The 24,406-nt window shown below is 46.7% G+C and carries 22 protein-coding genes and 1 pseudogene; 2 read left to right on the top strand and 21 right to left on the bottom strand.

The genetic code is table 11. The features are described from left to right. Position 1 precedes the first annotated feature (1 nt). Positions 2–1,297: an ABC transporter substrate-binding protein gene (locus AB5026_RS08985; protein ID WP_015525814.1), complete on the bottom strand. Its 1,296-nt coding sequence runs from the start codon at positions 1,295–1,297 to the stop codon at positions 2–4. 461 nt (positions 1,298–1,758) lie between these two features. On the opposite strand from AB5026_RS08985, the gene AB5026_RS08980 reads away from it, so the two are divergent. Beyond that, positions 1,759–2,631 (top strand): AraC family transcriptional regulator, encoded by an 873-nt coding sequence (locus AB5026_RS08980; protein ID WP_022426301.1) that lies wholly within the window; start codon positions 1,759–1,761, stop codon positions 2,629–2,631. 31 nt (positions 2,632–2,662) lie between these two features. On the opposite strand, the gene AB5026_RS08975 is transcribed toward AB5026_RS08980, so the two are convergent. The 8 genes from AB5026_RS08975 to AB5026_RS08940 all read right to left on the bottom strand — a co-directional run bounded on the left by AB5026_RS08975 (position 2,663) and on the right by AB5026_RS08940 (position 12,975). Then, positions 2,663–4,057, bottom strand: coding sequence for a glycine--tRNA ligase (locus AB5026_RS08975; RefSeq protein WP_092069375.1), 1,395 nt, complete (start codon positions 4,055–4,057; stop codon positions 2,663–2,665). Positions 4,058–4,250: 193 nt separating this feature from the next. Further along, a complete protein-coding gene (gene recO / locus AB5026_RS08970; protein WP_092069364.1) occupies positions 4,251–5,009 on the bottom strand; it encodes a DNA repair protein RecO in 759 nt (252 codons plus the stop codon). A gap of 2 nt (positions 5,010–5,011) precedes the next feature. Continuing rightward, positions 5,012–5,920, bottom strand: coding sequence for a GTPase Era (era, locus tag AB5026_RS08965; RefSeq protein WP_015525809.1), 909 nt, complete (start codon positions 5,918–5,920; stop codon positions 5,012–5,014). Positions 5,921–5,988: 68 nt separating this feature from the next. Further along, positions 5,989–8,910, bottom strand: a complete 2,922-nt coding sequence (locus AB5026_RS08960; RefSeq protein ID WP_092069361.1) for an insulinase family protein — start codon at positions 8,908–8,910, stop codon at positions 5,989–5,991. Between the two features lie 141 nt (positions 8,911–9,051). Next, positions 9,052–9,630: a DUF6553 family protein gene (locus AB5026_RS08955; protein WP_015525807.1), complete on the bottom strand. Its 579-nt coding sequence runs from the start codon at positions 9,628–9,630 to the stop codon at positions 9,052–9,054. A 57-nt stretch (positions 9,631–9,687) separates the two neighbouring features. Next, on the bottom strand, positions 9,688–10,281 hold the full coding sequence (locus tag AB5026_RS08950; RefSeq protein WP_021977109.1) for a DUF5662 family protein: 594 nt from the start codon (positions 10,279–10,281) through the stop codon (positions 9,688–9,690). Beyond that, positions 10,232–12,157, bottom strand: a complete 1,926-nt coding sequence (locus tag AB5026_RS08945) for a hypothetical protein (RefSeq protein WP_022426622.1) — start codon at positions 12,155–12,157, stop codon at positions 10,232–10,234. The genes AB5026_RS08950 and AB5026_RS08945 overlap by 50 nt, the downstream gene beginning before the upstream one ends. A 62-nt stretch (positions 12,158–12,219) precedes the next feature. Next, positions 12,220–12,975, bottom strand: coding sequence for an exodeoxyribonuclease III (locus tag AB5026_RS08940; protein WP_015525806.1), 756 nt, complete (start codon positions 12,973–12,975; stop codon positions 12,220–12,222). A 200-nt stretch (positions 12,976–13,175) separates the two neighbouring features. On the opposite strand from AB5026_RS08940, the gene AB5026_RS08935 reads away from it, so the two are divergent. Next, a complete protein-coding gene (locus tag AB5026_RS08935; protein ID WP_021977112.1) occupies positions 13,176–13,550 on the top strand; it encodes a DUF1292 domain-containing protein in 375 nt (124 codons plus the stop codon). A gap of 94 nt (positions 13,551–13,644) precedes the next feature. On the opposite strand, the gene AB5026_RS08930 is transcribed toward AB5026_RS08935, so the two are convergent. The 12 genes and pseudogenes from AB5026_RS08930 to AB5026_RS08875 form a co-directional block, all read right to left on the bottom strand. After that, a complete protein-coding gene (locus AB5026_RS08930) occupies positions 13,645–14,157 on the bottom strand; it encodes a deoxyuridine 5'-triphosphate nucleotidohydrolase (protein WP_015525804.1) in 513 nt (170 codons plus the stop codon). 43 nt (positions 14,158–14,200) lie between these two features. Next, on the bottom strand, positions 14,201–14,692 hold the full coding sequence (gene nrdG, locus AB5026_RS08925; protein WP_256163597.1) for an anaerobic ribonucleoside-triphosphate reductase activating protein: 492 nt from the start codon (positions 14,690–14,692) through the stop codon (positions 14,201–14,203). A gap of 3 nt (positions 14,693–14,695) precedes the next feature. Further along, a complete protein-coding gene (locus AB5026_RS08920) occupies positions 14,696–16,789 on the bottom strand; it encodes a polyribonucleotide nucleotidyltransferase (protein ID WP_015525802.1) in 2,094 nt (697 codons plus the stop codon). Positions 16,790–16,986: 197 nt separating this feature from the next. Beyond that, positions 16,987–17,253 (bottom strand): 30S ribosomal protein S15, encoded by a 267-nt coding sequence (gene rpsO, locus AB5026_RS08915; protein WP_015525801.1) that lies wholly within the window; start codon positions 17,251–17,253, stop codon positions 16,987–16,989. 155 nt (positions 17,254–17,408) lie between these two features. Continuing rightward, a complete protein-coding gene (locus AB5026_RS08910; protein ID WP_015525800.1) occupies positions 17,409–18,308 on the bottom strand; it encodes a bifunctional riboflavin kinase/FAD synthetase in 900 nt (299 codons plus the stop codon). 34 nt (positions 18,309–18,342) lie between these two features. Then, positions 18,343–19,230 (bottom strand): tRNA pseudouridine(55) synthase TruB, encoded by an 888-nt coding sequence (truB, locus tag AB5026_RS08905; RefSeq protein WP_114001444.1) that lies wholly within the window; start codon positions 19,228–19,230, stop codon positions 18,343–18,345. 10 nt (positions 19,231–19,240) lie between these two features. Next, positions 19,241–20,197 carry a bifunctional oligoribonuclease/PAP phosphatase NrnA gene (locus AB5026_RS08900; protein WP_110102007.1) on the bottom strand — a complete coding sequence of 319 codons (957 nt, stop codon included), beginning with the start codon at positions 20,195–20,197 and terminating at the stop codon, positions 19,241–19,243. Between the two features lie 9 nt (positions 20,198–20,206). Further along, positions 20,207–20,575, bottom strand: coding sequence for a 30S ribosome-binding factor RbfA (rbfA, locus tag AB5026_RS08895; RefSeq protein ID WP_015525797.1), 369 nt, complete (start codon positions 20,573–20,575; stop codon positions 20,207–20,209). A 12-nt stretch (positions 20,576–20,587) separates the two neighbouring features. After that, positions 20,588–23,281 (bottom strand): translation initiation factor IF-2, encoded by a 2,694-nt coding sequence (infB, locus tag AB5026_RS08890; RefSeq protein ID WP_256163589.1) that lies wholly within the window; start codon positions 23,279–23,281, stop codon positions 20,588–20,590. A gap of 42 nt (positions 23,282–23,323) precedes the next feature. After that, positions 23,324–23,641, bottom strand: coding sequence for a ribosomal L7Ae/L30e/S12e/Gadd45 family protein (locus AB5026_RS08885; RefSeq protein WP_021650310.1), 318 nt, complete (start codon positions 23,639–23,641; stop codon positions 23,324–23,326). Next, positions 23,628–23,906, bottom strand: coding sequence for an RNase P modulator RnpM (locus tag AB5026_RS08880; protein WP_015525795.1), 279 nt, complete (start codon positions 23,904–23,906; stop codon positions 23,628–23,630). The genes AB5026_RS08885 and AB5026_RS08880 overlap by 14 nt, the downstream gene beginning before the upstream one ends. After that, positions 23,906–24,406 (bottom strand): annotated as a pseudogene (locus AB5026_RS08875) (transcription termination/antitermination protein NusA); the annotation flags it as partial. The gene AB5026_RS08880 and the pseudogene AB5026_RS08875, both read right to left, overlap by 1 nt.

The following is a 24,406-nucleotide window of genomic DNA, read 5'->3' as shown; positions in this document are numbered from 1 at the left end:
ATCAGTTCTCTCCTTCCCCGTTCTTCTCCTCATAGTCCTGTACTTTACGGATAATGTCACGGTTATATCTTGTCCAGTCTGTATCAAATTTTTTCAGGAATGCATCTTTATCCTTTTTCATCAGGAAGGTCTGGATCTGTGCATCCACAGCCATCTCTGTAGGATAATAATGATCCTGGTAGTCGGCCATCCTTCCCTCTTCTATGTATTCCTTCATACCATCCAGAGTAGAGGGAAGTGTGAAATCACCCTCTTTACAGGGAACTGCCTTCTGGTCATCCAGATATGTCTGTATATTCTCATCCTCAAGAAGGAAATCCAGCACTTCATATGCAGCTTCCTTATTCTCACAGTCATCCATCACACAGAACTGAAGGTCAACTCCGGAATTCAGTTTGTTTTCTGACGGATCATTGCTTGCCGGTGTTACAAAAGAATCAATATCCATATCCGGATTTACACTCTGGATCTGTGGGATCGCATAGCTTCCGATGGGATACATGGCAGCCTCCCCTTTTGCAAAAGCGGTGCAGGCTCCATTGTAATCATAGGCAAAGGGATCATCCGGTCCATACTGGATAAGCTCCAGCATACGGTCTGCTACTTCCTTATACTCTTTTGCAAAAGTAGTGTTTCCCTGGTTTACCTGGCGGCATACATCGGCTGGTGCAAGATCTACCGCAATAGAATTCCACGGTGCAAGACAGGTCCAGGTATCTTTAAATCCGAAATAAAGCGGCTGGATACCTGCATCCTGAATTTCCTGGCAAAGGCTCATAAATTCATCCCATGTAGTCGGGATCTGCCAGCCATGCTCCTTGAAAAGCTCACGATTGTAAAGGATTCCGGCGGCATTGGCCACGTAAGGAACCGCATAGACTCCGTCTTCCGGAACGAATTCCAGCGCTTTATCAATTTCTTTATATGCATCTTTGATCGAATCCAGTCCCTGATAATCGGAAATATCCATCAGCATATCAGAATCAATAAAATTGGAAAAGTTAACATCGCCTCCGATTCCAATGATATCCGGATTATCCTCACGGATAAATCTTGTCTTCAATACAGTCATAGCATCGTTTGGTGATTCGATGGTAAGATGGATATCATCATGAGTGGCATTGAATTTTTCTTCCAGTTTTTCAAATGCCTTAACCGCTTCCGGTTTATACTGCACAAGTTCGATCTCTGTCTTTCCGCTGTCCTTTTTACCTGTGCCGCATCCGCTCAATGTAACGGAAGCTGCCATGGTAAAGGCAAGTCCCATACAGAGGATCCATTTACTTCTGTTGCGCATCTTGTAATGCTCCTTCCTTTTCCTTTTATTTGATAAGTCGGATATCACCCATTTAACTGATATGGCTATCCGGGTTCTCCAATACTTATTCTCTGGTTTCTTTTTTCTGAAAGCTATTTTAACATAGCTTTATGCTTGCATAAATAGCAGTGTTTTTCTTGTTTTATGCCAAAATGCAATTTTTCTCTGTCTTCATTAAAGTCATCTAGCATTTTGATATATTTTACGCCTATATCACTACTTTTATCTAAAATTAGTATATTCCGAATTTATCGAAAATCAACAAGTTTCTCGAGAAACTTAATTTTCTCACAAAGTTTTATCGATTATCCTTCTCTTTTTAGTATATTTTACAGGCTGTTTTTGTAATTGCATTTTTATACATATGTTGAAGTTCCCTGCTGTTTTAATATATAATGTTACTGAAACCAGACAAAATCATACGCCTAAAGGATAAAAATATGAATGACCTTCTCTTCTCCGTTTTTCCAAATGAAAACTTTGTTGATATCGGATTATACCAATACGGCTGGGAGCACTGCGCTCCGGCACATTCATTCGGCCCGGCCGCACGAAACCATTATATTTTTCATTATGTGATCTCCGGTACCGGAACTCTGATGGCAGACAATTCCGCAGGAGAGACCATCACCTATCAGGTAAAAAGCGGCCAGGGTTTCATGCTTTTTCCCGGTCAGATCAACACCTACATTGCAGATACCGACTTTCCATGGGAGTACACCTGGGTGGAATTTGATGGGCTCCGGGCAAAAGAGATCGTGGAAACTGCAGGTTTAAGTCCGGACCATCCGGTCTATCACAGCCACTCTGCAGATCTCCGCCAGAAAATGATGGAGGAAATGCTTTATATCAGCCATAATTCCCAGGAATCACCCTTTCATCTTATCGGACATACCTGGCTTTTTCTGGATTACTTTATGCGCTCTACTGAAACTGTCCGCATGAAACAGGATGGAAGTATCCGTGATTTTTATATCAAGGAGGCGCTCTCTTTTATTGAACAGAATTTCCAGAATGATATTTCCATTGAGGATATCGCAGCCTGCTGCGGCCTGAACCGAAGCTACTTCGGTAAGATCTTCCACGACACCATCGGACGTTCTCCCCAGGAATTCCTGATCAGCTATCGCATGACCAAAGCTGCAGAACTTCTTAAGATCACAGCCCTGTCTATCGCAGATATCGGAAATGCAGTCGGATATCCCAATCAGCTGCATTTTTCCCGGGCTTTCAAAAATGTATACGGAATGTCGCCAAGAAACTGGCGGATGAAAAACAGACTTATTGAAAAAAAGCCTCCGGCCAGAAAATAGCCGGAGGTTTTTTATTAAAAAATGTATTTACTTAAAATGTAAATTTATCAGCAAAGTATGCATCAAGCTCATCGATCTTCACACGTACCTGCTCCATAGTGTCACGGTCACGGACTGTAACTGCACCGTCATTCTCAGACTCAAAGTCATAAGTGATACAGAACGGAGTACCGATCTCATCCTGTCTGCGGTAACGTTTACCGATATTTCCACGGTCATCGTACTCACAGTTGTACTTCTTGGAAAGCTGCTGGTAGATCTTCTCAGCACCCTCGTTAAGCTTCTTGGAAAGCGGAAGCACACCGATCTTAACCGGTGCAAGTACCGGATGGAAATGAAGGACTGTACGGACATCGTTCTTCTCTTCATCCAGAACTTCCTCATCGTAAGCGCTGCAGAGGAAAGCAAGTACCATACGGTCTGCTCCAAGTGATGGCTCGATAACGTATGGGATATATTTCTGTTTCTTCTCATCATCAAAGTATGTGAGATCCTGGCCGGATACATTCTGATGCTGTGTCAGGTCATAATCTGTTCTGTCAGCGATTCCCCAGAGCTCACCCCAGCCGAATGGGAAAAGGAATTCCACATCTGTGGTAGCCTTGCTGTAGAAGCTCAGCTCTTCCTTATCATGGTCACGGTAACGAACCTCATCATCCTTAAGTCCGAGAGCACTCAGCCAGTCAAGGCAGAACTTCTTCCAGTATGCAAACCACTCAAGATCTGTATCCGGCTCGCAGAAGAACTCAAGCTCCATCTGCTCGAACTCACGGGTACGGAATGTGAAGTTACCCGGTGTGATCTCGTTACGGAAGGATTTACCGATCTGGCCGATACCAAACGGAATCTTTTTACGAGATGTTCTCTGTACGTTCTTGAAGTTTACAAAAATACCCTGTGCAGTCTCCGGTCTTAAATATACAGTATTCTTGGCATCTTCGGTAACACCCTGGAATGTCTTGAACATCAGGTTAAACTGACGGATATCTGTGAAGTTGTGTTTACCACAGCTCGGACATCCTACCTCGTGTTCTTTGATGAAGTCCATCATCTTCTCCTGGGACCATGCATCTACGCTTCCCTCAATGGCAATGTCATGCTCTGCACAAAAGTCCTCAATGAGCTTATCTGCACGGAAACGCTCGTGGCACTCTTTACAGTCCATAAGAGGATCAGAAAATCCGCCAAGATGTCCGGAAGCGATCCATGTCTGCGGGTTCATAAGGATCGCACAGTCAACACCTACATTGTACGGAGACTCCTGAATGAATTTCTGCCACCATGCACGTTTTACGTTATTTTTAAGCTCTACACCGAGATTTCCATAATCCCATGTGTTTGCCAGGCCGCCGTAGATCTCGGAACCCGGGTAAACAAATCCTCTGGCTTTTGCAAGAGCTACGATCTTTTCCATTGTCTTTTCCATGATTTCTCTCCTCTTGACTTGCAGCTGTTCCGCCAAATGCGTCCGGAAAGCTCCGGAAAAAGCTGCTTTTTTACATTTTTGGTCTTATTATACTAGTATCCTCATGATTTTTCAAGGATATTTCCATTTGCATTGCATCCTGTCCTGCTTTTGAAAAATAAATCGTTACGGTTATTCCGCAGCCGGCAGTGATCTATCTCATCAATTCCAGGATCTCCAGACTTTTAAACCGCTTGTCTGTATTCAGCTCCGTATACCGGTAAATGTGGCGTTCCAGTTCCCGCAGCACATCATCCCGCACTGTAAACGTATACAGCTTTGCCAGGGGGGACACGGCTATGTAGCGCATGGCATACAGGGCAGCCGCTGAGATCCGTTTCCTGTCCATGGCCATCCTACTGCAGTCCGCACACAGGATTCCATGCTCGTCCTGGGAGAAAAAAAGTTCTCCGGTTTCTTCCTCCATAAGCTCTCTCCCGCAGCCCGCACACTGGAACAGCTGCGGCATCACGCCCTGGATCACCATAGTCCGCAGTTCATAGATACAGCGCACCAGCCGGTCTTCTATATGAGGATTCAAAATGGCTTTGATGGTCACATAGAGAAGATTCATCATCTCCTTCTCATCCGTTCCCTCTTTGCCAAAATAATCTGCCAGCTCCAGAAAATAATATCCATAGTAAACCCCCGGCTGCCGGGTGGCCAGCTCCACAAAATGATGTTGCACGCTGACCTGGTTCAGATTATAGCTTGTCCTTCCCTCATAAAGAGTAAAGCTTCCGAATACAAACGGGTTAGCTGCTGCCATGAACGGACTGTTCTGCCGTCTCGCTCCCTTGGCAAAAGCGGAGATCTTCCCCCTCTCTCTTGTGAGAAGGACGATCCGCTTGTCATAATCCCCTACCGGCATGGCAGAAAGTACCACTCCCTGTACGGTAATCAGATCACTCATTTTCAGATTTCTTTCTTATCATATCCAAAGTTCTTGATCAGGAAATCACTGTCTCTCCAGTTCTTAGTCACCTTGACCCAGAGCTTTAGGTTTACCTTTGCTTCCAGCATACGCTCCAGCTCATAGCGGGCATTGCTTCCGATCTTTTTCAGCATGGCACCCTGTTTTCCGATGATGATGCCTTTGTGGGAATTACGCTCGCAGATGATGGTCGCATCAATATCTATAATGTTGCTTCTTCCCGGACGTTTCTTCATCCGGTCAATGGCAACGGCGATTCCGTGAGGGATCTCCTCATCCAGTGCATGCAGAGCCTTCTCACGGATGATCTCTGCGGCGATCTGGCGCTGAGGCTGGTCGGTAACTGTATCTTCATCATAGAACATCGGTCCGTACGGAAGATATTTGAAAATACTTGGAATGATATCCTGTGTGTTTTTTCCGCGGAGGGCAGAGCAAGGAATGATCTCTGCAAAATCACAGATCTTACGGTAGGTATCGATCGCAGGAAGAAGCTCTTCTTTTTTTACCGTATCGATCTTGTTGATGATGAGAATCACAGGAACTCCAACCTTCTGCAGCTGCTCGGCAATGTGGCGCTCTCCCGCACCTACGAACGTGGACGGCTCCACCAGCCACATAATGGCATCTACTTCCTTCAGGGTTCTCTCCGCAACCTGTACCATGTATTCTCCAAGCTTATTTTTTGCCTTGTGGATACCCGGTGTGTCCAAAAATACGATCTGTCCCTCATCACAGGTATACACGGTCTGTATCTTGTTTCTGGTTGTCTGTGGCTTGTTTGATGTGATGGCGATCTTCTGTCCGATAAGATGGTTCATCAGCGTGGATTTTCCAACATTCGGTCTTCCGATGATTGCAACAAAGCCTGATCTAAAATTATTATCCATTCTTTATCCTCTCATAATCCTTTCACAGCCTGCTATCCCATTTAACGGACAGCAGGCTTTGTTTCTCCTCAGCCGATCAGTGGCTTCACTTCCATGAATACATCTTCCGCCTTCTCTATTGCAGTCTCACTTCCTACTACGCAGATCTGATCATCGGAAAGTACTGCTTCTACAAGAGCTGCCAGTTTCTGGATATCCTCCTTCTGCGCTCCGAGGATCTGATTTCTTTCCTTCTGGAGCATATCCTCTGTAACATTGGAGAAATATGCGGTTTTTGAGATACTTCCCTGCATCTGCGGAGTTCTCGGCACATCCTTGTTGCTGATCGTTCCGATGATATATTTTGTCATCTCACGCTCGTCTGCCTCAAAGGCACGGATATAATCCGGCACTCCCTGGTATACTTCCAGGGTTCTCTTTAGATGGGGGTCACGGTAGGATACCAGGAAGCTCTCTCCGTTTCTCTTAAAGCCACTCATGCAGCCATACGCTCCACCCTTTACACGAAGGTTGATCCAGAGATAATCGTAGCTTAAGATCACTTTCAGGATCTCCAGTGCACCGGTATACTCCAGGCCTTTTTTGCGGAAGTTTCCATTCTGTGCCACATACTGGACCTGGCCGGAGGTCTTGAAGGCTTCGTTTTTCTTTATGCAGGGGGCCTGCTTCACAGGCTCCGGCTTCTGTCCGTTAAACAAGACTTTTTTGATCCCGGCAGCCTGTGCTTTTACTACATCCAGAGATTCTCTCTCTCCGGTATAGCTTACACAGAAATTCTCCGGACGAAGTACCTCTTCCATCACCTTACGGAGATTTTTCACGATCTCATCCTTGCAGCTGTCAAAATCCTTCTCCAGTTTTTCGATAAACTGATAATATCCGATTCCTGCCATCTCATCCTGGAATGCCGCCATCGGAGATGCGTAGGAAGCACCACGGAGAACGGCGGTGGAATGGCCTGCACTTGCAAGGCTGGCCTGGGCTCTGGATCTCACTCTGGCAATGATCTCGTAGAGACGTTTGGTGTCATCCAGCTTCGAAGTTGTAAGAACCTCCCGGATCATGGAAAACATGAAATCCATCTCCGGATATAACGCTTTTCCTCTTACGGCAAACATGGCACGGAATGCATCGGTATCCTGGGCATCATCAAAAACCTCTATCCCATAGGCAATACCGCCGGTTCTCGCATTCACTTCATTAAACAGCTCGCCATACGTGTAATTCTCCGTATCCACTGCACCAAGCACAGATTTCAGAAGTCCCAGATAATGGACTGTATCAACATCAAAGTCATGGATCTCAAAAAGAAGATCCGCATAACCGATACCATTGGTGCACACATCATGATACAGAAACAAGCTGTCCTCCACATGGTGCTCCTCGTTTGTCAGCCCTGTGATCTCTTTTTTGATGTCTTCTCTGGAGAGCATGGGGATGCAGGTCAGCGCTTCCGGAGCTTCCTCCGCTTCCTGATAAGCCTCCAGCGCTTTGGTATTCTCTACCATCCGGGTAAGCTCTTCATCAGAAAGGCTCTTTCTGTAATTCTCCAGCTTTTCTTCCAGTTCCTTATCCCTCTTTGCTGCAAGGCCCTTCTCCGGTACCAGGGAAAGGATCGCACCATGAGTGTTGCCCAGAAGATATTTTCGGATCAGCTCCTCAAAATATCCCTCTTCCAGGGCTTTCTTAAGGAACTCAAAGCCCTCCAGAAGCTGCACCTCACAGAACGGCTTCGTATCATCATAAAGCCAGCTGCTTAAAATATCCAGGCCATACATCAGCCCCTTCGGATAGGAAGAAAAATCTGCTTCGCGGAAACGGAATTCATAGTAATTGATTCCGGCTGTTACCGCCTTTTTGTCGATGCCTTCCTCTGCGATCTTTGTGAGAGTGTCACGGATCACCTTTATGAATTCCTCTTTCCGACTTAAGTTTGCTCCCTTTGCCACAATGGAGAAATAGGTCTGCTTGATACCGTCCTCAAAGGAGCCGTAGATATCTTTGCCGATCTTTGCATCCAAAAGTGCCTGCTTCAGTGGTGCACCCGGTGCGCTTAAGAGAGCATAATCCAAAACCTCGAAAGCAAGACTCAGGTTGATATCTGCCGCTTCACCCACAACCATATTGTAGGAAAGATAGGTGTTATCCTCTTCTCCCTCATCCTCTGATACCGGATAAGACTTCTGGATGTCCTTTACCTGAGCAAAGGCTTCCTGATCCCGGATCTCGGAATCAATGACAAGAGAATCAAAGGCAGACAGATAATGGCTGTCAAGAAATTCCAGCTTCTCCTCCATATCCATGTTTCCGTAGAGATAGATAAAGCTGTTGGACGGATGATAGTACTGTCTGTGGAAATCCAGAAATTCCTCATAGCTGAGATCCGGAATATTTACAGGATCTCCGCCGGACTCACAGCCATAGGTTGTATCCGGGAACAGCGAATTCATGATCTCTCTCTCCAGAACATCATCCGGTGAGGAAAAAGCACCCTTCATTTCATTGTAAACGACACCGTTGTATTTCAGCGGGCCTTCTTTTTTCTCCAGATGGTAGTTCCAGCCTTCCTGACGGAAGATCTCTTCTTTTTTGTAAATATTCGGATAGAATACCGCATCCAGATATACATGCATCAGATTCTGGAAATCCCGGTCATTACAGCTTGCTACCGGGTAGCAGGTCTTATCCGGATAGGTCATGGCATTAAGGAAGGTATTAAGAGAACCTTTTACCAGCTCCACAAAAGGATCCTTAAGCGGAAATTCCCTGGAGCCGCACAGTACGCTGTGTTCCAATATATGAGCAACACCTGTGCTGTTTTTCGGCGGTGTACGGAATGCAATGTTAAAAACCTTATTCTCATCACTATTCTCGATGAGCATCACTCTGGCTCCTGTTTTTTTGTGTCTCAGAAGCCATCCTTTTGAATGAATATCCTGAAGCTCCTCTTCCTTCAGGACTTCATATGCGTTCAGATGATTGGGATTCATAAAATAGTAACCTCCTGAATGTTTCTCTTCACACCCGACATGGATCTTCGTTCAAAAAATCTCAGAATATTTTATCGGATGCATGGCAACAAAAGGCTGCCTGAGTAGTCAGACAGCCTGAAACGGAAGCTCTCCGGCCTCCTAAATGTTTCCTTCGTTGGGATAATACTGCCTGTAGATCTCTCTGGCAGCTCTTGTGATGATTCCAAGCTCAGCTTCCATTCCAAGATTAGCCGGAAGCTCCACAGCTGTTTCCCTGATGTCTCTCTGGACCTTGGCCTTCGCACTGTCCTCCTTGATGTGGATCAGGCCGAAAATCGTTGTGTTATAGGATTTATCTGTCTGACAGAGATCCATGTAGACCAGAACCAGATGACAGCATTCCCGGTAAAGAAGCTCCTCATAAAGGCCGCCCCTTTCCTGGAGCTCCTGAAATTTCAGCTTCTTAAGATACTTGCCTATCTCTTTCTTCGCACTTCTTGTACCAAAGAATCTGGAAGCGGAATTCCGGTTAAACTCCATGGTCATCCAAAGACCGAGATAACCGTCTGCCCTGGTATCACCAGTCTCAGCTTTATCGCTGTAACGGATCTCCCAGAGTTCCTTGCGGATCCTGTTTTCTTCTGGTTCTTCTCCTGCTGCAATGGACTGCTCCAGAAGCTTCAGACGCTCCATGGGATCTTTCTCTCTATAGTATTTCGCAATTGTTGGTGTATCCATTCATTCTTCCTCCTGATATCTGAATATTATATCAGACAACCTGCCAAAAATACACCCCTATCTGTGATTTCGAAGCTTTTTCCCAGGGCTTTTCACTTTTTTTCCGCGGTTATCACATAGATATACATTGCGGATATACCACAGGGTCTTATCCTCTCCGTATTTATCCAGGATCCGGAGAAGTCCCTCCAGCTCTTTCTTTGTCTGTGGGTGGATAAACCACAGCTTCTCCTTGCTTTTCAGAAAATACTGCAATGGTTCATGATAGGTATATTCCTCTCCCAGATAGTTTCTGGATGCACTGATCCGGTCCATGACCATTTCCGCCACATATTTTCTGGGCATTCTGGCTCCCATGATCACATGCTCACCGTCAAGGGAATAGTCTACCCAATGTTCAAAATGGTGTCTGTTTCTTCCCTTATGGTGCAGCCAGGACATGGATACGCCGGTTGCCTCACGTTCTGCGTTGTTGGGGCTTCTTGTCCCCTGATAATATTTACAGCCTACCAGAAATTCCGTCGGGGAATATTTGGACAGGTCATGAAGCAACCCCTGCTTATATAACCCGATACGAAAACAATATTTCATCACCAGAAGCTTATGCCTCGTGATGGTCCTGAAGTGCAGCCACGGGTGCCATGATCGCATCTTTCTCCGCCTCCTGTCTGCCCAGCAATACCACAATGGCGCGGGGGCCTATTTCGATTGATTTTTTATATTCTTCTTCCTCCTCCAGACAGAATCCTGTTCCGTGAAGAGAGGTATCTGCGATTTTTTTCCAGCACATGCCTTCCGGGAGATTGGGCAGAGCAAGGCTCCGGTTTTCCCAGTGGAAATTATAGCCGATGTAAATAAAATCATCCTCTGCAGCCTCCAGATCCTCTTTTTCCCTTGCATAGGCTCCGTAGTACATCATACCAAGAAGCCTGCTGGTATTCTCATAGCTCAGATACCAGGCACGTTCCCCGTGAAGAGACACATCCGGGAACCCCTTGGTCAGATAATCTACCCCTTTCAGTTCCACCGGCATATGAAGAACGGGATGGGCCTTACGAAAAACAATGGCATCCTTTACAAATTCCCTCAGTCCCTGGTTTCTGGAAAGGCCCTTCCAGTCTGTCCAGCCGGTAGCATTATCCTGACAGTAGGCATTATTGTTTCCGCTCTGGGAATTGCCGAATTCATCGCCGTGATAGATCATGGGAACACCCTGACTCAGCAGCATCATCAGAAAGGCATTTTTGATCTGGCGTTCCCTCATCTGGCGGACGGAAACCTTACGGGTAGGGCCTTCCACACCGCAGTTCCAGGAATAATTATAGCTGCTTCCGTCCTGATTGCCTTCGCCATTGGCCTCGTTATGTTTATAATTGTAGCTCACCAGGTCATTCATGGTAAATCCGTCCTGGCAGACCATGTAATTGATCACTCCATGATTCTCGCTGTTATGACGGATATGCCATGCTGCAGCCTCCACCATACCTTCATCGCTTTTCAGAAAACGGCGCATATCCTGGAGAAAATTCATATTGCTCTCCGCTCCGCAACGTCTGGCCGGAAGCTTTCCTCTGTAAAAATGATCAAAATCAAAGCCCTGGAAGATCAGTTTTGCTCCGGAAAGGATTCCATCCCGAAGAAGCATCTCCCGGTTAAAGCCCTCTCCCAGCACATGAAATCCATCTACATGGTAAAAATCTCTCCAGAACTGCAAAGCTCGAAGAGCCATCAGGCTGTCTGTTTCCTCTGGAAAATAGAATTCCATGATACAGGCAATGCCGTTCTTGTGCAGCTCCCGGATCATATACCGAAATTCCTGCTCCGGTTCTCTGGTGCTGCAGTAAGCACTCTTCGGGCTGAAATAAAAGCCGGATGCATAGCCCCAGTAATTCACTACATTTTCTTTTCGGCGGGTCTTGATGTGTTCACTACCTTCCTTCGGTTTATTGATCGGAACCTCACAGAATTCATAGGCAGGCATCAGTTCAATGGCATTGATCCCAAGTTCTTTCCAGTAAGGGATCATCTCTGTCAGGCCAAGAAAAGTCCCCTTATGGGAAACCATCTTTCTGGCAAGCTTCGTATAACCACGGACATGAAGCTTGTACAGGATCATATTTTCATATTCTACTGCCGGTGCAGTTTCATTTTCCCAGCCGGAAACATTCTCATTAAGGAAGCGACAGCGGACCTCCTTTTCCGGATCGTAAGGTACTCCGAAATGCTCTCTCCCGTGAAGTCCGTATGCATACGGATCCTGCACGATCTCACCGTCTATTTTATAATTATATTCAAACTCCTTCAGAGAAGCACTGCACAGCTTCAGTGCCCACACACGTCCTGTATGGAAATCCTTTGGAAAAACAATCTCCACCGGTGCGGCAGCTCCTCTTTTTTTATATAAAAGCAGGGACACTTCGGAATCCTCCGATGCCTCCACTGCAAAATTATAACCGCCCTCCATTCTGTTGGCTCCAAGTATCAGCGGCTGACCTTTTTCCACTCGACCTAATCTGCGGCTTGCCAAGGCAACTCCTCCTTTTCTCTTTTTATTATTCAAATCCATGGAAATCCGTTTCACCGGATCCGTCACAGATCAATATCCAGCTCAACCGGGCAATGATCAGATCCCATGATCTCTCCGTGGATCTTCGCATCCTGAAGCTTTTCTTTCAGGGAAGGGGAAACAAGGAAATAGTCGATACGCCAGCCGGCGTTCTTCTCTCGTGCACGGAAACGGTAGGACCACCAGGAGTAAACGCCCTCTTTATCCGGGTAAAAATAGCGGAATGTATCAATAAAGCCACTCTCAAGAGCTCTGGTAAAGCAGGCTCTCTCTTCATCCGTAAAGCCTGCATTTTTGCGGTTGGTCTTCGGGTTCTTGAGATCGATCTCCTGATGTGCCACATTAAGATCGCCACAGCAGATCACCGGTTTCTTCTCCTGCAGTTTCAGAAGATAAGCCAAAAAATCCTCTTCCCATTTCATACGGTATTCCAGACGGCGGAGCTCGCTCTGGGAGTTGGGAGTATATACAGTCACAAAATAATACTCATCGAATTCCAGCGTGATGACACGTCCTTCTTTATCATGCTCCTCTATCCCGATCCCGTAAGCCGCAGACAATGGCTCCCTCTTCGTAAAAATGGCTGTACCTGAATAGCCTCTGCGGTTTGCGTAGTTCCAGTACTGATGATATCCGGGAAGTTCCAGCTTCACCTGTCCCTGCTGGCATTTCGTCTCCTGCAGACAGAAAATATCCGCATCCAGCTCATGAAAGCGTTCCTCAAAGCCCTTGGTGATACAGGCCCGGATCCCATTTACATTCCAGGAAATAAATTTCATATTTTTATATTTTCTCCTCATTTTTTCGTCATATTTTTATTATATCTCACATTGTCGGATTAAGCAAAAAATATTTTGAAAGTTTTCTCAGGCTCTCAAATATTTTGTTGCTGTTCTACGTCATATCTGTTAAAATGTTCTTTATATCATGCAGAGCTGCCCTCTTATTTACAGGCAGCAGCAGAACGGAGGATTTTTTTATGAGTGATGAATTTAACAAAAGCGGATGTGCACCAAGCGACTGCGCTTCCTGCACAGCTAACTGTGAAAGCAGGGTAGATGAAGCACATCATACCATCACCCTGACTATGGATGATGATACTGAGGTAGAATGTGCCATCCTTACTATTTTCCCTGTAGAGAACAAAGAATATATCGCACTTCTCCCACTGGATGAGAACGGCCAGAATGAGACCGGTGAGGTTTATCTCTACAGCTTCTCCCGCACAGCAGACGGCGATCCGATGCTGGCAAACATTGAAGATGATGAAGAGTACGACGCTGCCGCAAATGCCTTTAACGCAGTCGTGGAAAAAGCACGTGCAGACGAGGAGGCAGACGCACCTCTCAGCTAAACAGTGCATTTATCGGAAAGCAGTAACTACACAAAACAAGCCCGGAAAATCGGATGTATGTGGTCTTCACACCTCCGCCTTCCGGGCTTTTGTTTTATTTTGTGGTACTTCCGAAGCCGCCGTTTCTTACTGCATCTGCATCGTCATCCACGGTGATTCCGTATTCCACAAAGATCCCCTGCATAAAACCGGTTCCTGCCGGGATCTGGATCGTTTTATCTTCTCTTGTATCGTTAGTCAGCTTGGCAAAGATATGACCTTCGTTGTCAGAAAAGAAATAATCGCTGTCAATGATTCCCACTGTGTTATTCAACTGCAGCCGGAATTTAAATCCCAGTCCGCTTCTCGGATAACATTTCAGAACCCAGCCCTCTTCCATCTCTACACGGATACCGGTTGGTATCTTTACGATCTCACCTGGCTTCATGGTCACATCCACAGGTGCATAAAAATCATATCCTGCACTTCCGGTCGTAGCTCTCTTCGGAAGCTTCAGACTGTCGTAGATATTCCGGATCTCCTCTTCTGAATACTGTTCAAAGGTATCCTTCCAGTCCTTTGCAAACTGTTCAAAACTTACCTTGTGAAATTTCGCAATTCTTTTCATTTTTCGTTCCACTCCCAATAGGTAATTTCAAAAAAACCTCTGATCACTCCGTGTACAGAACCACACGGTTCTCACGAAGTGACGCCTGTACATCGATCACCCTCTGATTTGAGGAGCCTTTCCATTTCAGACGAACCTCTTTCTTGTCCACCTGAAATTCCCCGTCCACGCATACATCCAGATAATGGATGATCTCGTACTGCTGGATTTCTTCCCAGAGAGAACCCGTATACAGCCAGATCGTCTTATCCGAATACTTCTCTCTGATCTCTCTTGCAAGAGCTGTTACCTCAGCGATATTGGAAGGATGCAGAGGATCGCCTCCCGAGAAGGTGATCCCGCTGATATAATCCTTGTCCAGCTCTGCAAATATCTCAGCTCGCTCGCTGTCCGTAAAAGGCAGACCTCCATTCGGATCCCAGGTAATGGGATTCTGGCACTCCCGGCAGCCGTGTGAACAGCCGGCTACCCAGAGCACTACACGAAGTCCGTCTCCGTTTAACATATCGTCCTTGGTAATATTGTGGTATCTCATCATTTATGCTTCTTCCGGTACATCCTTCATGCTGAAGCTGATTCTTCCCATCTTGTCCTTGCCAAGGCAGATAACCTTAACTTTGTCGCCAAGTGTAAGAACATCCTCAACACGGTTGATCCTCTGTTTGGAGATCTTGGAAATGTGTACCATTCCCTCCTTGCCCGGTGCAAACTCAAGGAATGCGCCAAACTCTTTGATGCTGACTACGCGTCCTGTAAAGATCTGTCCTGCCTCAAACTCGGTAGTGATGATCTCGATCATACGTTTTGCTTCATCCATACCCTTCTGGTCTGTTCCGCAAATAGAAACTGCGCCGTCATCTGTGATGTCGATCTTCACACCTGTACGCTCGATGATCGTGTTGATAGTCTTTCCTCTCTGTCCGACTACATCACCGATCTTCTGCGGGTCGATCTGGATCTGGATGATCTTCGGAGCAAACTCCCCAACAGTTGTACGAGGCTTGTCGATACATTTCTCCATAACTTCTGTCAGGATATATTCTCTTGCCTCTTTTGTTCTGCGGATCGCTTCCTCAACGATCGGTCTTGTAAGACCATGGATCTTGATATCCATCTGGATCGCTGTGATTCCGTCATGTGTTCCGGCTACCTTGAAGTCCATATCTCCGAAGAAGTCCTCAAGGCCCTGGATATCTGTAAGAACGATGTAATCATCGTCTGTTTCACCTGTAACAAGTCCGCAGGAAATACCTGCAACCGGTTTTCTGATCGGTACACCGGCAGCCATCAGTGACATGGTAGATGCACAGATACTTGCCTGGGATGTGGAGCCGTTGGACTCAAATGTCTCAGATACGGTACGGATCGCATATGGGAATTCTTCCTCTGTAGGAAGTACCGGTACCAGTGCTCTCTCAGCAAGTGCTCCGTGACCGATCTCACGACGTCCCGGTCCTCTGGAAGGCTTGGTCTCACCTACAGAGTAGGACGGGAAGTTGTAGTGGTGCATATATCTCTTGGATGTCTCAAACTCATCCAGTCCGTCAAGACGCTGTGCCTCTGTAAGAGGAGCAAGTGTAGTAACGGTACAGATCTGAGTCTGTCCTCTTGTGAACATGGCAGAACCATGAACTCTCGGGATGATATCTGTCTCTGCAGCCAGCGGGCGGATCTGTCTGATCTCACGTCCATCCGGACGTTTATGATCTTTGAGGATCATCTTGCGGACAGTCTTCTTCTGGTACTGATATACAGCCTCACCGAGAACGGCAAGCCATTCCTCATTGTCTGCAAAAGCTTCTTTCAGCTTATCAGTGATCTCGCTGATGTTATTCTCACGTGTCTGCTTGTCGTCAGAGAATACGGCAACCTCCATCTCTTCCGGAGGAACGATCTTCTTGATCTCATCAAAAAGCTCCTGAGGTACTGCACAGGACTCGTAGGAATGTTTCTCTTTTCCGCACTCTGCTACGATCTGGTCGATGAATTTGATGATCTCCTGGTTCACTTCATGAGCCTTGTAGATAGCCTCGATCATCTTATCTTCCGGAATCTCATTAGCTCCGGCCTCGATCATGATAACCTTCTCTCTTGTAGAAGCAACCGTAAGCTGAAGATCAGAAACTGCCTTCTGTGCAAGTGTCGGGTTGATGATAAACTCGCCGTCGATCATACCAACCTGTGTGGTTGCGCATGGACCGTCAAATGGGATATCAGAAATACAGGTTGCAATGGAAGAACCAAGCATAGCCGGGATCTCCGGATTGCATTCCGGATCAACAGACATAACCATATCTACCAGAGTTACGTCATTTCTGTAATCCTTTGGAAACAGCGGACGCATCGGACGGTCGATAACACGGGATGTAAGGATTGCATGCTCGCTTGCCTTACCCTCTCTCTTGTTGAAGCCTCCCGGGATCTTTCCTACTGCATACATCTTCTCCTCATACTCAACGCTTAACGGGAAGAAATCGATCCCTTCTCTCGGCTCTTTGGATGCGGTAGCAGTAGCAAGGACTGTAGTATCACCATAGTGCATAAGAGCAGCACCATTGGCCTGTTTTGCTACACGTCCGATATCTACAGTCAGTGTTCTTCCTGCAAGTTCCATGGAATAACTTTTGTACATATTCGTTCTCCTTTTCTTATTATATTAATATCTGACAGGAGCCCGAAACAACTGAAAAGACCACTTCCTTTGAAAAAGATCTCGACCGGAAATGGGCTTTTCAGTAGTCTCGGAAATCACTCCTGCGGTAATTCCGTCTGTGTTTATCACACATGTTAAAATGGGGCGGATGGAATCATCCGCCCCTCCCGTAGCAATTATTTTCTTAAACCTAATTTCTCAATCAGTGCACGGTATCTTTCGATGTCTGTTTTCTTAAGATAAGCAAGAAGGCCACGTCTCTGACCTACCATTTTCAGAAGACCTCTTCTGGAATGATGATCTTTGTGGTGTGTTTTAAGATGCTCTGTGAGCTCCTGGATTCTTGCTGTAAGAACTGCAACCTGAACCTCCGGTGAACCTGTGTCACCCTCTGTTCTTGCATACTCTTTCATGATCGCTGTTTTCTTTTCTTTAGAAATCATTATTGTTTCCTCCTTGAAATTTTAATTAAACGCCGGGTATTAAGAAGTGGTCGGAGTCTCCGGCTTCTGAATACTGGCTTTTTTCACCTCGAACAGTATAGCACACGGTTTCTGACCTGTAAACTGTTTTTTCGAAAAGTTTTTCCCGAAAGTTTTTATTTTTCGAGGCTGCGGAAATAAGCCTTTCCCTTTTCTGCATCCTTCAGGAGCTGCTGCTTCAGTGCTTCTATGGACGAAAAGCGCTTCTCCGGTCTGGAATAATGAAAGAATTCCACTCTGCAGGGCTCTCCGTACAGATCCTCTTCACAGTCAAAAAGATAGGTCTCAACACCCAGGAATTTCTCTCCTATGGTTGGTTTATATCCTACGTTTGTGATCCCGCAAAGGGTTCTGTCCTTAAAATGGGACACTGTATCATAAACGCCATTTGGCGGCATCAGCTTTTCTTTTGCAGGAACGATATTAGTAGTGGGAAGAAGGACCTTATGTCCCATTCCTCTTCCATGTTCGATCACACCGTCCACAAAAAAGGGGATTCCCAGCAGATCATTAACCTTTTCCATATTTCCCTTTTTCAGTTCCTCACGGATAAATGTACTGCTGATCTTTCTGCGGCCTTCCATTTCTTTCGGAACAACATCCACAGTAAAGCCAAGCTTCCTTCCCATAGTCTCCAGAAGCTGTGGTGTTCCCTTGCGTTCATACCCGAACCTGAAATCTTCTCCCACTGCAACATGCTCCGCCTGAAGATCTCCCACCAGGATCTCTTTAACAAAGGTTTCTGCCTTCATATGACGGATCCGGTTATCCAGCGGACATTCGATCAGCACATCCACGCCTGCTTTCTCAAGAAGCTGACATCGTTCCTCTTTTGTAAAGATCATCTGACTGCCGATGCCAAGAGAAAAAAGGACTGTCTGCAGACCTTTTTCTTTCTGTTCCAGGATCTTCTCCACCAGTTTCTGGTGTCCACGGTGTATGCCGTCAAATTTTCCAAGTGTCACCGCACTCTTTGAAAGGCGCGGAAATTCTCCGTCGATCTTCAAGTATTCCATATCTTCTGCTGCTCCTGCAAGTTTTTATAAAGTGTCATACAAAAAACATGCGGATGGGTACGTATTTCTGTTTTCTTTCATCCCAGCCGTATATTCCTGTGAAATTTCCGCTGCTTTTATACATCCGGACTTTTTCTTCCCTGCTGCCTCCCTGTACCAGTTCCTCCGGAAGCGGGTTTCCATTATTTAGAAGCCTGTCTCCCTCCGGTGTACAGGTAAGGACCGGATACATGGAAAGTACATCCTCGATGGAAACAAGCTTTTCCCCGATGGTCCCATCGGCAACCGCCTCCTCCACCTGGGAAAGTGTCATGCTCTCTTCCAGAGTGAAATTTCCGGACCTGGTCCGAAGCAGCTCTTCCATGGCTCCGCCGCAGCCTAATTTTTCTCCGATGTCATTGCAAAGTGTACGGATATAGGTGCCCTTGCTACAGGTAACGCTTATGCGTACCAGCGGAAGCTCCATATCCAGTATCCTTATCTCATAAAAAACCACAGGGCGCGGCTTACGCTCTATGGTTTTTCCTTCTCTGGCCAGTTCGTAAAGCTTCTTTCCGTTTACCTTCAGGGCCGAATACATAGGAGGAACCTGCTGCTGTTCTCCCACAAAGGATCCCACTGCCTCACGGACTTCCTCTTCCGTGACGGTAACAGGTTTCTCAGAAAGAACAGCTCCGGTCATGTCCTGGGTATCTGTGGAAACTCCCAGCCTTAAAACCGCCTCATATGTTTTTTCTTTTTCTGTAAGAAGCTCCACCAACCGGGTCCCCTTGCCCAGTGCAACAGGAAGTACTCCCTCTGCTGCCGGATCCAGAGTCCCGGTATGGCCGATCTTTTTCATGTGGAGAATCCCACGCAGCTTTGCAACAACATCATGAGAGGTATAACCTTTTTCCTTTCGGATCACAAGTATTCCGTCCATGATCTTATCTTTACTCCTCTGCAAGCTGTTTTTCAATTTCAGCGGTAAGGTTGTTGATCACATCGTACATGGAGCCCTGCATATCACAGCCGGCTGCACGCACATGTCCGCCGCCTCCGAAAAATACGGCAATCTTGCTTACATCCACCTTACCATTGGAACGGAGAGATACCTTAAAGAACTGCGTCTGCATCTCATAGATAAAGATCGCAACCTCCACACCAGCAGTCAGACGGAGCTGGCTCACGATTCCCTCCAGATCCTTTCCTTCCACACTGTAGAAATCCATCTCCCGTTTTTTCAGATATCCGACCACACACTTACCGCCCTGAAGGAGAATACTCTCTGCCAGGACACGTCCCATGACCTGATTCTGAAGATATGTTTTCTGGTAAAAGGACTCATCGATGATCCTGCTGAAATCAAATCCTGTTTTCATCAGTTCTCCGGCGATCCTCATGGTTTCCGGTGTTGTGGAAGAATACTGGAACACGCCGGTATCATGTGCCATTCCTGTATAAATAGGAACCGCAATGGAACGATCGATCTTGTCTGAATCCAGAAGTCCGTAAAGAACTTCGCTGGCAGAGCTGATCTCGCCTCTTACATGATTGACATCCGCAAATCCGTTATTGCTCACATGATGATCAATGCAGGCTGTCTTTTTTGCTGCATCGAAATATTTCCGGGCAACAGCAAGCCTGTCCAGTGCGCTGACATCACAGGTGATAAAAAGATCATACACCTTATCTTCTTCTGCTTCTGTCTTAACCTCATCCATTCTGTCAATGTAATCAAATACAGGTTTCCGGTCTTCCAGATAAACATCTGCTTCTATATCAGGAAAATATTTCCGGATATAGAGATACAGAGCCATACAGGAACCAATGCAGTCCCCATCCGGACGGATGTGACCGCCAATGCCAACGGTTTTTACATTTTCCAGTATTTCTGAAATGTTTTTCATTTTTTCCACCTATTCCTCTGTTTCCATCCCACTCATTACGTCATTGATCTTCTTTGACATATTTACACCATATTCAATAGACTCATCCAGAACAAAACGGATCTCCGGTGTATTGCGGAGATTCAGTCTTCTGGCCAGTTCTCTCCGAACATAGCCCTCTGCATTCTTTAAGCCCCGGAGGGTGGAATCCTTGGCCTGTTTCTCGCCCAGCACACTGATGTAAGCTTTGCAGGTCTTAAGATCCGGTGCCACCTCAACAGCTGTCACAGAAGTCATCGGATGAATTCTGGGGTCCTTGATCTCGCTGTGTATGATGGTGCTGAGTTCTTTTTGAACTGCACCATTCACACGTGTATTTTTAATGCTGTTTTTTCTCATTACGAATCACTCCTATCTTGGTACCTCTACCATGATATATGCTTCGACTTTATCTTCTTCTTTGACATCATTAAAGTCATTAAATACAAGACCGCACTCATATCCGGCACGAACTTCCTTGACATCATCCTTAAATCTCTTCAAGGATGCAAGCTCACCCTCAAAGATCTGGTCCTCACCTCGTGTGATACGAACCTTACAGTTACGCTGGAATGTACCATCCAGCACATAGCTTCCTGCGATGGTTCCGACACCGGATGCCTTGAACAGCTGACGAACTTCTGCGTGACCGATAACCTTCTCCTCGAATACAGGATCCAGCATACCCTTCATAGCTGCCTCTACATCCTCGATCGCCTGATAAATGACTTTATAAAGTCGAAGGTCAACGCCCTCCTGCTCAGCAAGCTGTTTTGCTGTAGTATCCGGACGTACATTAAAGCCGATGATGATCGCATTGGATGTTGCAGCAAGGCTGACATCAGACTCATTGATGGCACCTACACCACCATGGATCACCTTAACGATAACTTCCTCGTTGGAAAGCTTGGTAAGGCTCTGTTTAACAGCCTCAACAGATCCCTGTACATCGGCCTTGACGATGATCGGAAGCTCCTTAAGATCGCTGGCCTGGATCTGGTCAAACAGGTTATCCAGAGAAAGCTTGCCTTTGGTCTCCTCGAGAAGACGGCTCTTGTTCTCTGTAACGAATGCGCCTGCAAAGTTCTTGGCTTCTTTATCGCTCTCAAAGGACATCAGGATCTCACCTGCATTAGGAACATCACCAAGTCCGAGGATCTCAACCGGAGTAGACGGACCTGCCTCTTTTACACGACGTCCCTTATCATCCATCATTGCACGTACCTTACCATTGCATGCACCTGCGGCAATAAAGTCTCCCACATGAAGAGTACCCTTCTGAACAAGGATGGTAGCAACCGGTCCTTTACCTTTATCAAGCTGAGCCTCAATAACAAGACCTCTTGCCTCACGGTTCGGATTGGCTTTGAGCTCGGAAACCTCAGCAGTAAGAAGAATCATCTCAAGAAGATTCTCAATTCCTTCTCCTGTATGTGCGGATACCGGAACAAAGATGGTGCTTCCGCCCCAGTCCTCAGGAATCAGTTCATACTCGGAAAGCTCCTGTTTTACACGCTCTACATTTGCACTTGGTTTATCGATCTTATTGATGGCAACGATGATCTCAACACCGGCTGCCTTTGCATGGCTGATCGCCTCTACTGTCTGCGGCATTACACCATCGTCTGCGGCAACGACCAGAACTGCGATATCTGTAGCGTTGGCACCACGCATACGCATAGCTGTGAACGCCTCATGTCCCGGTGTATCCAGGAATGTGATCTTCTGACCTTTGATATTTACCACGTAAGCACCGATGTGCTGTGTGATTCCGCCGGCCTCGCCTCTGGTTACGTTTGTATTACGGATGGCATCCAGAAGAGATGTTTTACCATGGTCAACGTGACCCATAACACAGACTACCGGAGGTCTCGGAACCATATCATCCTCATCCTCTTCGTCCTCTTTGAGGAGCTCTGCGATCACATCCACCTTTTCTTCCTTCTCAGCAATGATATCAAAGCCAAGTGCGATCTCCTCTGCCTTTTCAAAATCGATCTCCTGGTTTACGGTTACCATGACACCTTCCATGAAAAGCTTCTTAACGATCACTGACGGCTGCATCTTCATCGCGTCCGCAAGCTCACGGATAGTAAGCTTCTCCGGAATGGTGATCTCCTTGATCTCCGGTTTCTTCTCTTCCTGCTTCGGCTGTGGATTCGGTTTCTGAAGTGCTTTCGGGATTCTGGAATTCGGTCTGCGTCCGCCCTGATTTGGTCTGCGTCCGCCCTGGGTACCTTTCTCGAATTCTTTCTTCTTGTTCTTATTCTCTCTGTCACGCTCACGCTTGCTGTCCTTGGATGTCTTGGTCAGCTCCGGAGTGAATACAGCATCTGAAGAGCCACCGCTTCTTCTCTGTCCCGGACGCTGTCCGCCGCCCTGGCCACCACGGTTTGCTCCGCTGAAACGGTTGTCTCCGCTTCTTCCGCCTTCGGAACGTCCGCCCTGGCCTCCCTGGCCACGGTTTGCTCCACCGCCGAAACGATTTCCTCCGTCTCTTCTTCCTTCAAAGCTTCCGCCCTGACCTCCCTGGCCACGGTTTGCTCCACCGCCGAAACGGCTTCCGCCTCTTCCGTCATTCTGACGTGTGCCTCTGTTTCCCTCGCCCTGTCTTGCCGGACGTCCCTCACCATTCTGGGAACGGTTTCCGCCAAAACGATTTCCGCCGTCTCTTCTTCCCTCGAAGGTTCTTCCGTCACGATTTCCGTCTCTTCTTCCTTCCGGACGGTTGCCCTGCGGTCTTCCGCCCTGAGTACGATTCTGACCACTCTGACCGTTTCTCTGCTCACCGGACTCACCATTTCTTGTGTTTGCTCCTGCGCTTCTCTGACCGCCGTTCTGTGGACGTGCCGGTCCCTTTCTCTCGCCTGCTGCCGGTTTTCTTCTTCCTTTACCGCCATCGCTGGCATTCTGTGCATGAAATACACGGATGATATTTTTTTTCTTTTTCGGTGCTTCAGATTTGTTACCCTCTGTATTCACCGTTGTTGTCTTTTCTTCTGTTTTTGGAGTATCCAATTGTCTATATTGCTCCTTTCCCGATCTGTTGAATTTATCTTTTATCATTTCTATCGTCAAACCTCCTTACAGACGCCTGTATCATGCAGGTTATCTGCCGGATTCTTTTTCCAGCGCCTTCATGATCGCCTTTGCAAAATTTTCGTCCTGCACGGCAAGGCTGGCACGGAATTCTTTGCCCATTGCTCTGCCCAGGCTCTCTTTGTCTGAAAGGAAATATAACGGAACTTCATAATAGGTACACATATTCCGAAATTTCTTTTTTGTGTTTTCGGAGGCATCATCTGCCACCAGTGCCAGGAAACCTTTTCCTGTTTTTACGGATTTCTCTGTGGAAAATTCTCCGCTCACTGTTTTTCCTGCTTTTGTCGCAAGTCCGATGAGTGATAAAACCTTATTGTTTTTCAATTGATCCAAACTCCTTTTTGAGGTTCTGATACACTTCATCCGGAACTGCCATTTTCAAGGAACGCTCCAGGCCATGGTTTTTGATAGCCTTTTCCAGGCATTCCTCTGAGAAACAAAGGTATGCGCCGCGTCCGTTTTTCTTACCTGTAGCGTCCAGGATGATCTCATTCTCTGATGTCCTGAGAACTCGTATCATTTCCTTTTTGCTTTTCATTTCCCTGCAGCCGGTACACTGACGCATGGGAATCTTGGTTCTCGTTTTCATTATTCTTCGGCATCTCCATCTGCTGTTTCTTCAGCTTCTGTTTCTGTCTCTTCTGTATCTTCCTCTGTTTCTTCAAGCTCTTCGGAAACAGCCTCTTCTGTCATTTCTTCCTCTGCTTCCTCGTGTTCCTCATCGTAATCATCGTAGAAGTCACCGGACTCTCTTGCCTGTGTCTCGCTCTTGATGTCGATCTTGAAGCCTGTAAGTCTTGCAGCAAGACGTGCGTTCTGTCCTTCCTTACCGATAGCAAGGGAAAGCTGGTAATCCGGAACTACGACCAGTGCGGTCTTTTCATCCGGGTCAGCCATAACTGCGATAACCTTTGCAGGACTTAATGCATTCTCGATAAGGATCGCCGGGTTCTCATCCCAGTTGATGATATCGATCTTCTCACCGTGAAGCTCGTTAACAACTGCACCTACACGTGCACCGTTCATACCAACGCATGCTCCCACAGCATCTACATCCGGATCGTTGCTCCATACAGCGATCTTGGTACG

This window comes from Blautia sp. RTP21359st1_E11_RTP21359_211015, from assembly GCF_040910705.1.
In the GTDB taxonomy this organism is placed as follows: Bacteria; Bacillota; Clostridia; order Lachnospirales; family Lachnospiraceae; genus Blautia_A; species Blautia_A fusiformis.
Note: the sequence above shows the minus strand (reverse complement) of the source record. Positions and strands in the feature narration are given on the sequence as shown.

Excerpts from the sequence above, each read along its gene's own strand:
- AB5026_RS08985 (WP_015525814.1), bottom strand. The coding sequence starts at position 1,297 with ATGCGCAACAGAAGTAAATGGATCCTCTGTATGGGACTTGCCTTTACC.
- AB5026_RS08980 (WP_022426301.1), top strand. The coding sequence starts at position 1,759 with ATGAATGACCTTCTCTTCTCCGTTTTTCCAAATGAAAACTTTGTTGAT.
- AB5026_RS08975 (WP_092069375.1), bottom strand. The coding sequence starts at position 4,057 with ATGGAAAAGACAATGGAAAAGATCGTAGCTCTTGCAAAAGCCAGAGGA.
- recO (WP_092069364.1), bottom strand. The coding sequence starts at position 5,009 with ATGAGTGATCTGATTACCGTACAGGGAGTGGTACTTTCTGCCATGCCG.
- era (WP_015525809.1), bottom strand. The coding sequence starts at position 5,920 with ATGGATAATAATTTTAGATCAGGCTTTGTTGCAATCATCGGAAGACCG.
- AB5026_RS08960 (WP_092069361.1), bottom strand. The coding sequence starts at position 8,910 with ATGAATCCCAATCATCTGAACGCATATGAAGTCCTGAAGGAAGAGGAG.
- AB5026_RS08955 (WP_015525807.1), bottom strand. The coding sequence starts at position 9,630 with ATGGATACACCAACAATTGCGAAATACTATAGAGAGAAAGATCCCATG.
- AB5026_RS08950 (WP_021977109.1), bottom strand. The coding sequence starts at position 10,281 with ATGCGATCATGGCACCCGTGGCTGCACTTCAGGACCATCACGAGGCAT.
- AB5026_RS08940 (WP_015525806.1), bottom strand. The coding sequence starts at position 12,975 with ATGAAATTTATTTCCTGGAATGTAAATGGGATCCGGGCCTGTATCACC.
- AB5026_RS08935 (WP_021977112.1), top strand. The coding sequence starts at position 13,176 with ATGAGTGATGAATTTAACAAAAGCGGATGTGCACCAAGCGACTGCGCT.
- AB5026_RS08930 (WP_015525804.1), bottom strand. The coding sequence starts at position 14,157 with ATGAAAAGAATTGCGAAATTTCACAAGGTAAGTTTTGAACAGTTTGCA.
- nrdG (WP_256163597.1), bottom strand. The coding sequence starts at position 14,692 with ATGAGATACCACAATATTACCAAGGACGATATGTTAAACGGAGACGGA.
- AB5026_RS08920 (WP_015525802.1), bottom strand. The coding sequence starts at position 16,789 with ATGTACAAAAGTTATTCCATGGAACTTGCAGGAAGAACACTGACTGTA.
- rpsO (WP_015525801.1), bottom strand. The coding sequence starts at position 17,253 with ATGATTTCTAAAGAAAAGAAAACAGCGATCATGAAAGAGTATGCAAGA.
- AB5026_RS08910 (WP_015525800.1), bottom strand. The coding sequence starts at position 18,308 with ATGGAATACTTGAAGATCGACGGAGAATTTCCGCGCCTTTCAAAGAGT.
- truB (WP_114001444.1), bottom strand. The coding sequence starts at position 19,230 with ATGGACGGAATACTTGTGATCCGAAAGGAAAAAGGTTATACCTCTCAT.
- AB5026_RS08900 (WP_110102007.1), bottom strand. The coding sequence starts at position 20,197 with ATGAAAAACATTTCAGAAATACTGGAAAATGTAAAAACCGTTGGCATT.
- rbfA (WP_015525797.1), bottom strand. The coding sequence starts at position 20,575 with ATGAGAAAAAACAGCATTAAAAATACACGTGTGAATGGTGCAGTTCAA.
- infB (WP_256163589.1), bottom strand. The coding sequence starts at position 23,281 with ATGATAAAAGATAAATTCAACAGATCGGGAAAGGAGCAATATAGACAA.
- AB5026_RS08880 (WP_015525795.1), bottom strand. The coding sequence starts at position 23,906 with ATGAAAACGAGAACCAAGATTCCCATGCGTCAGTGTACCGGCTGCAGG.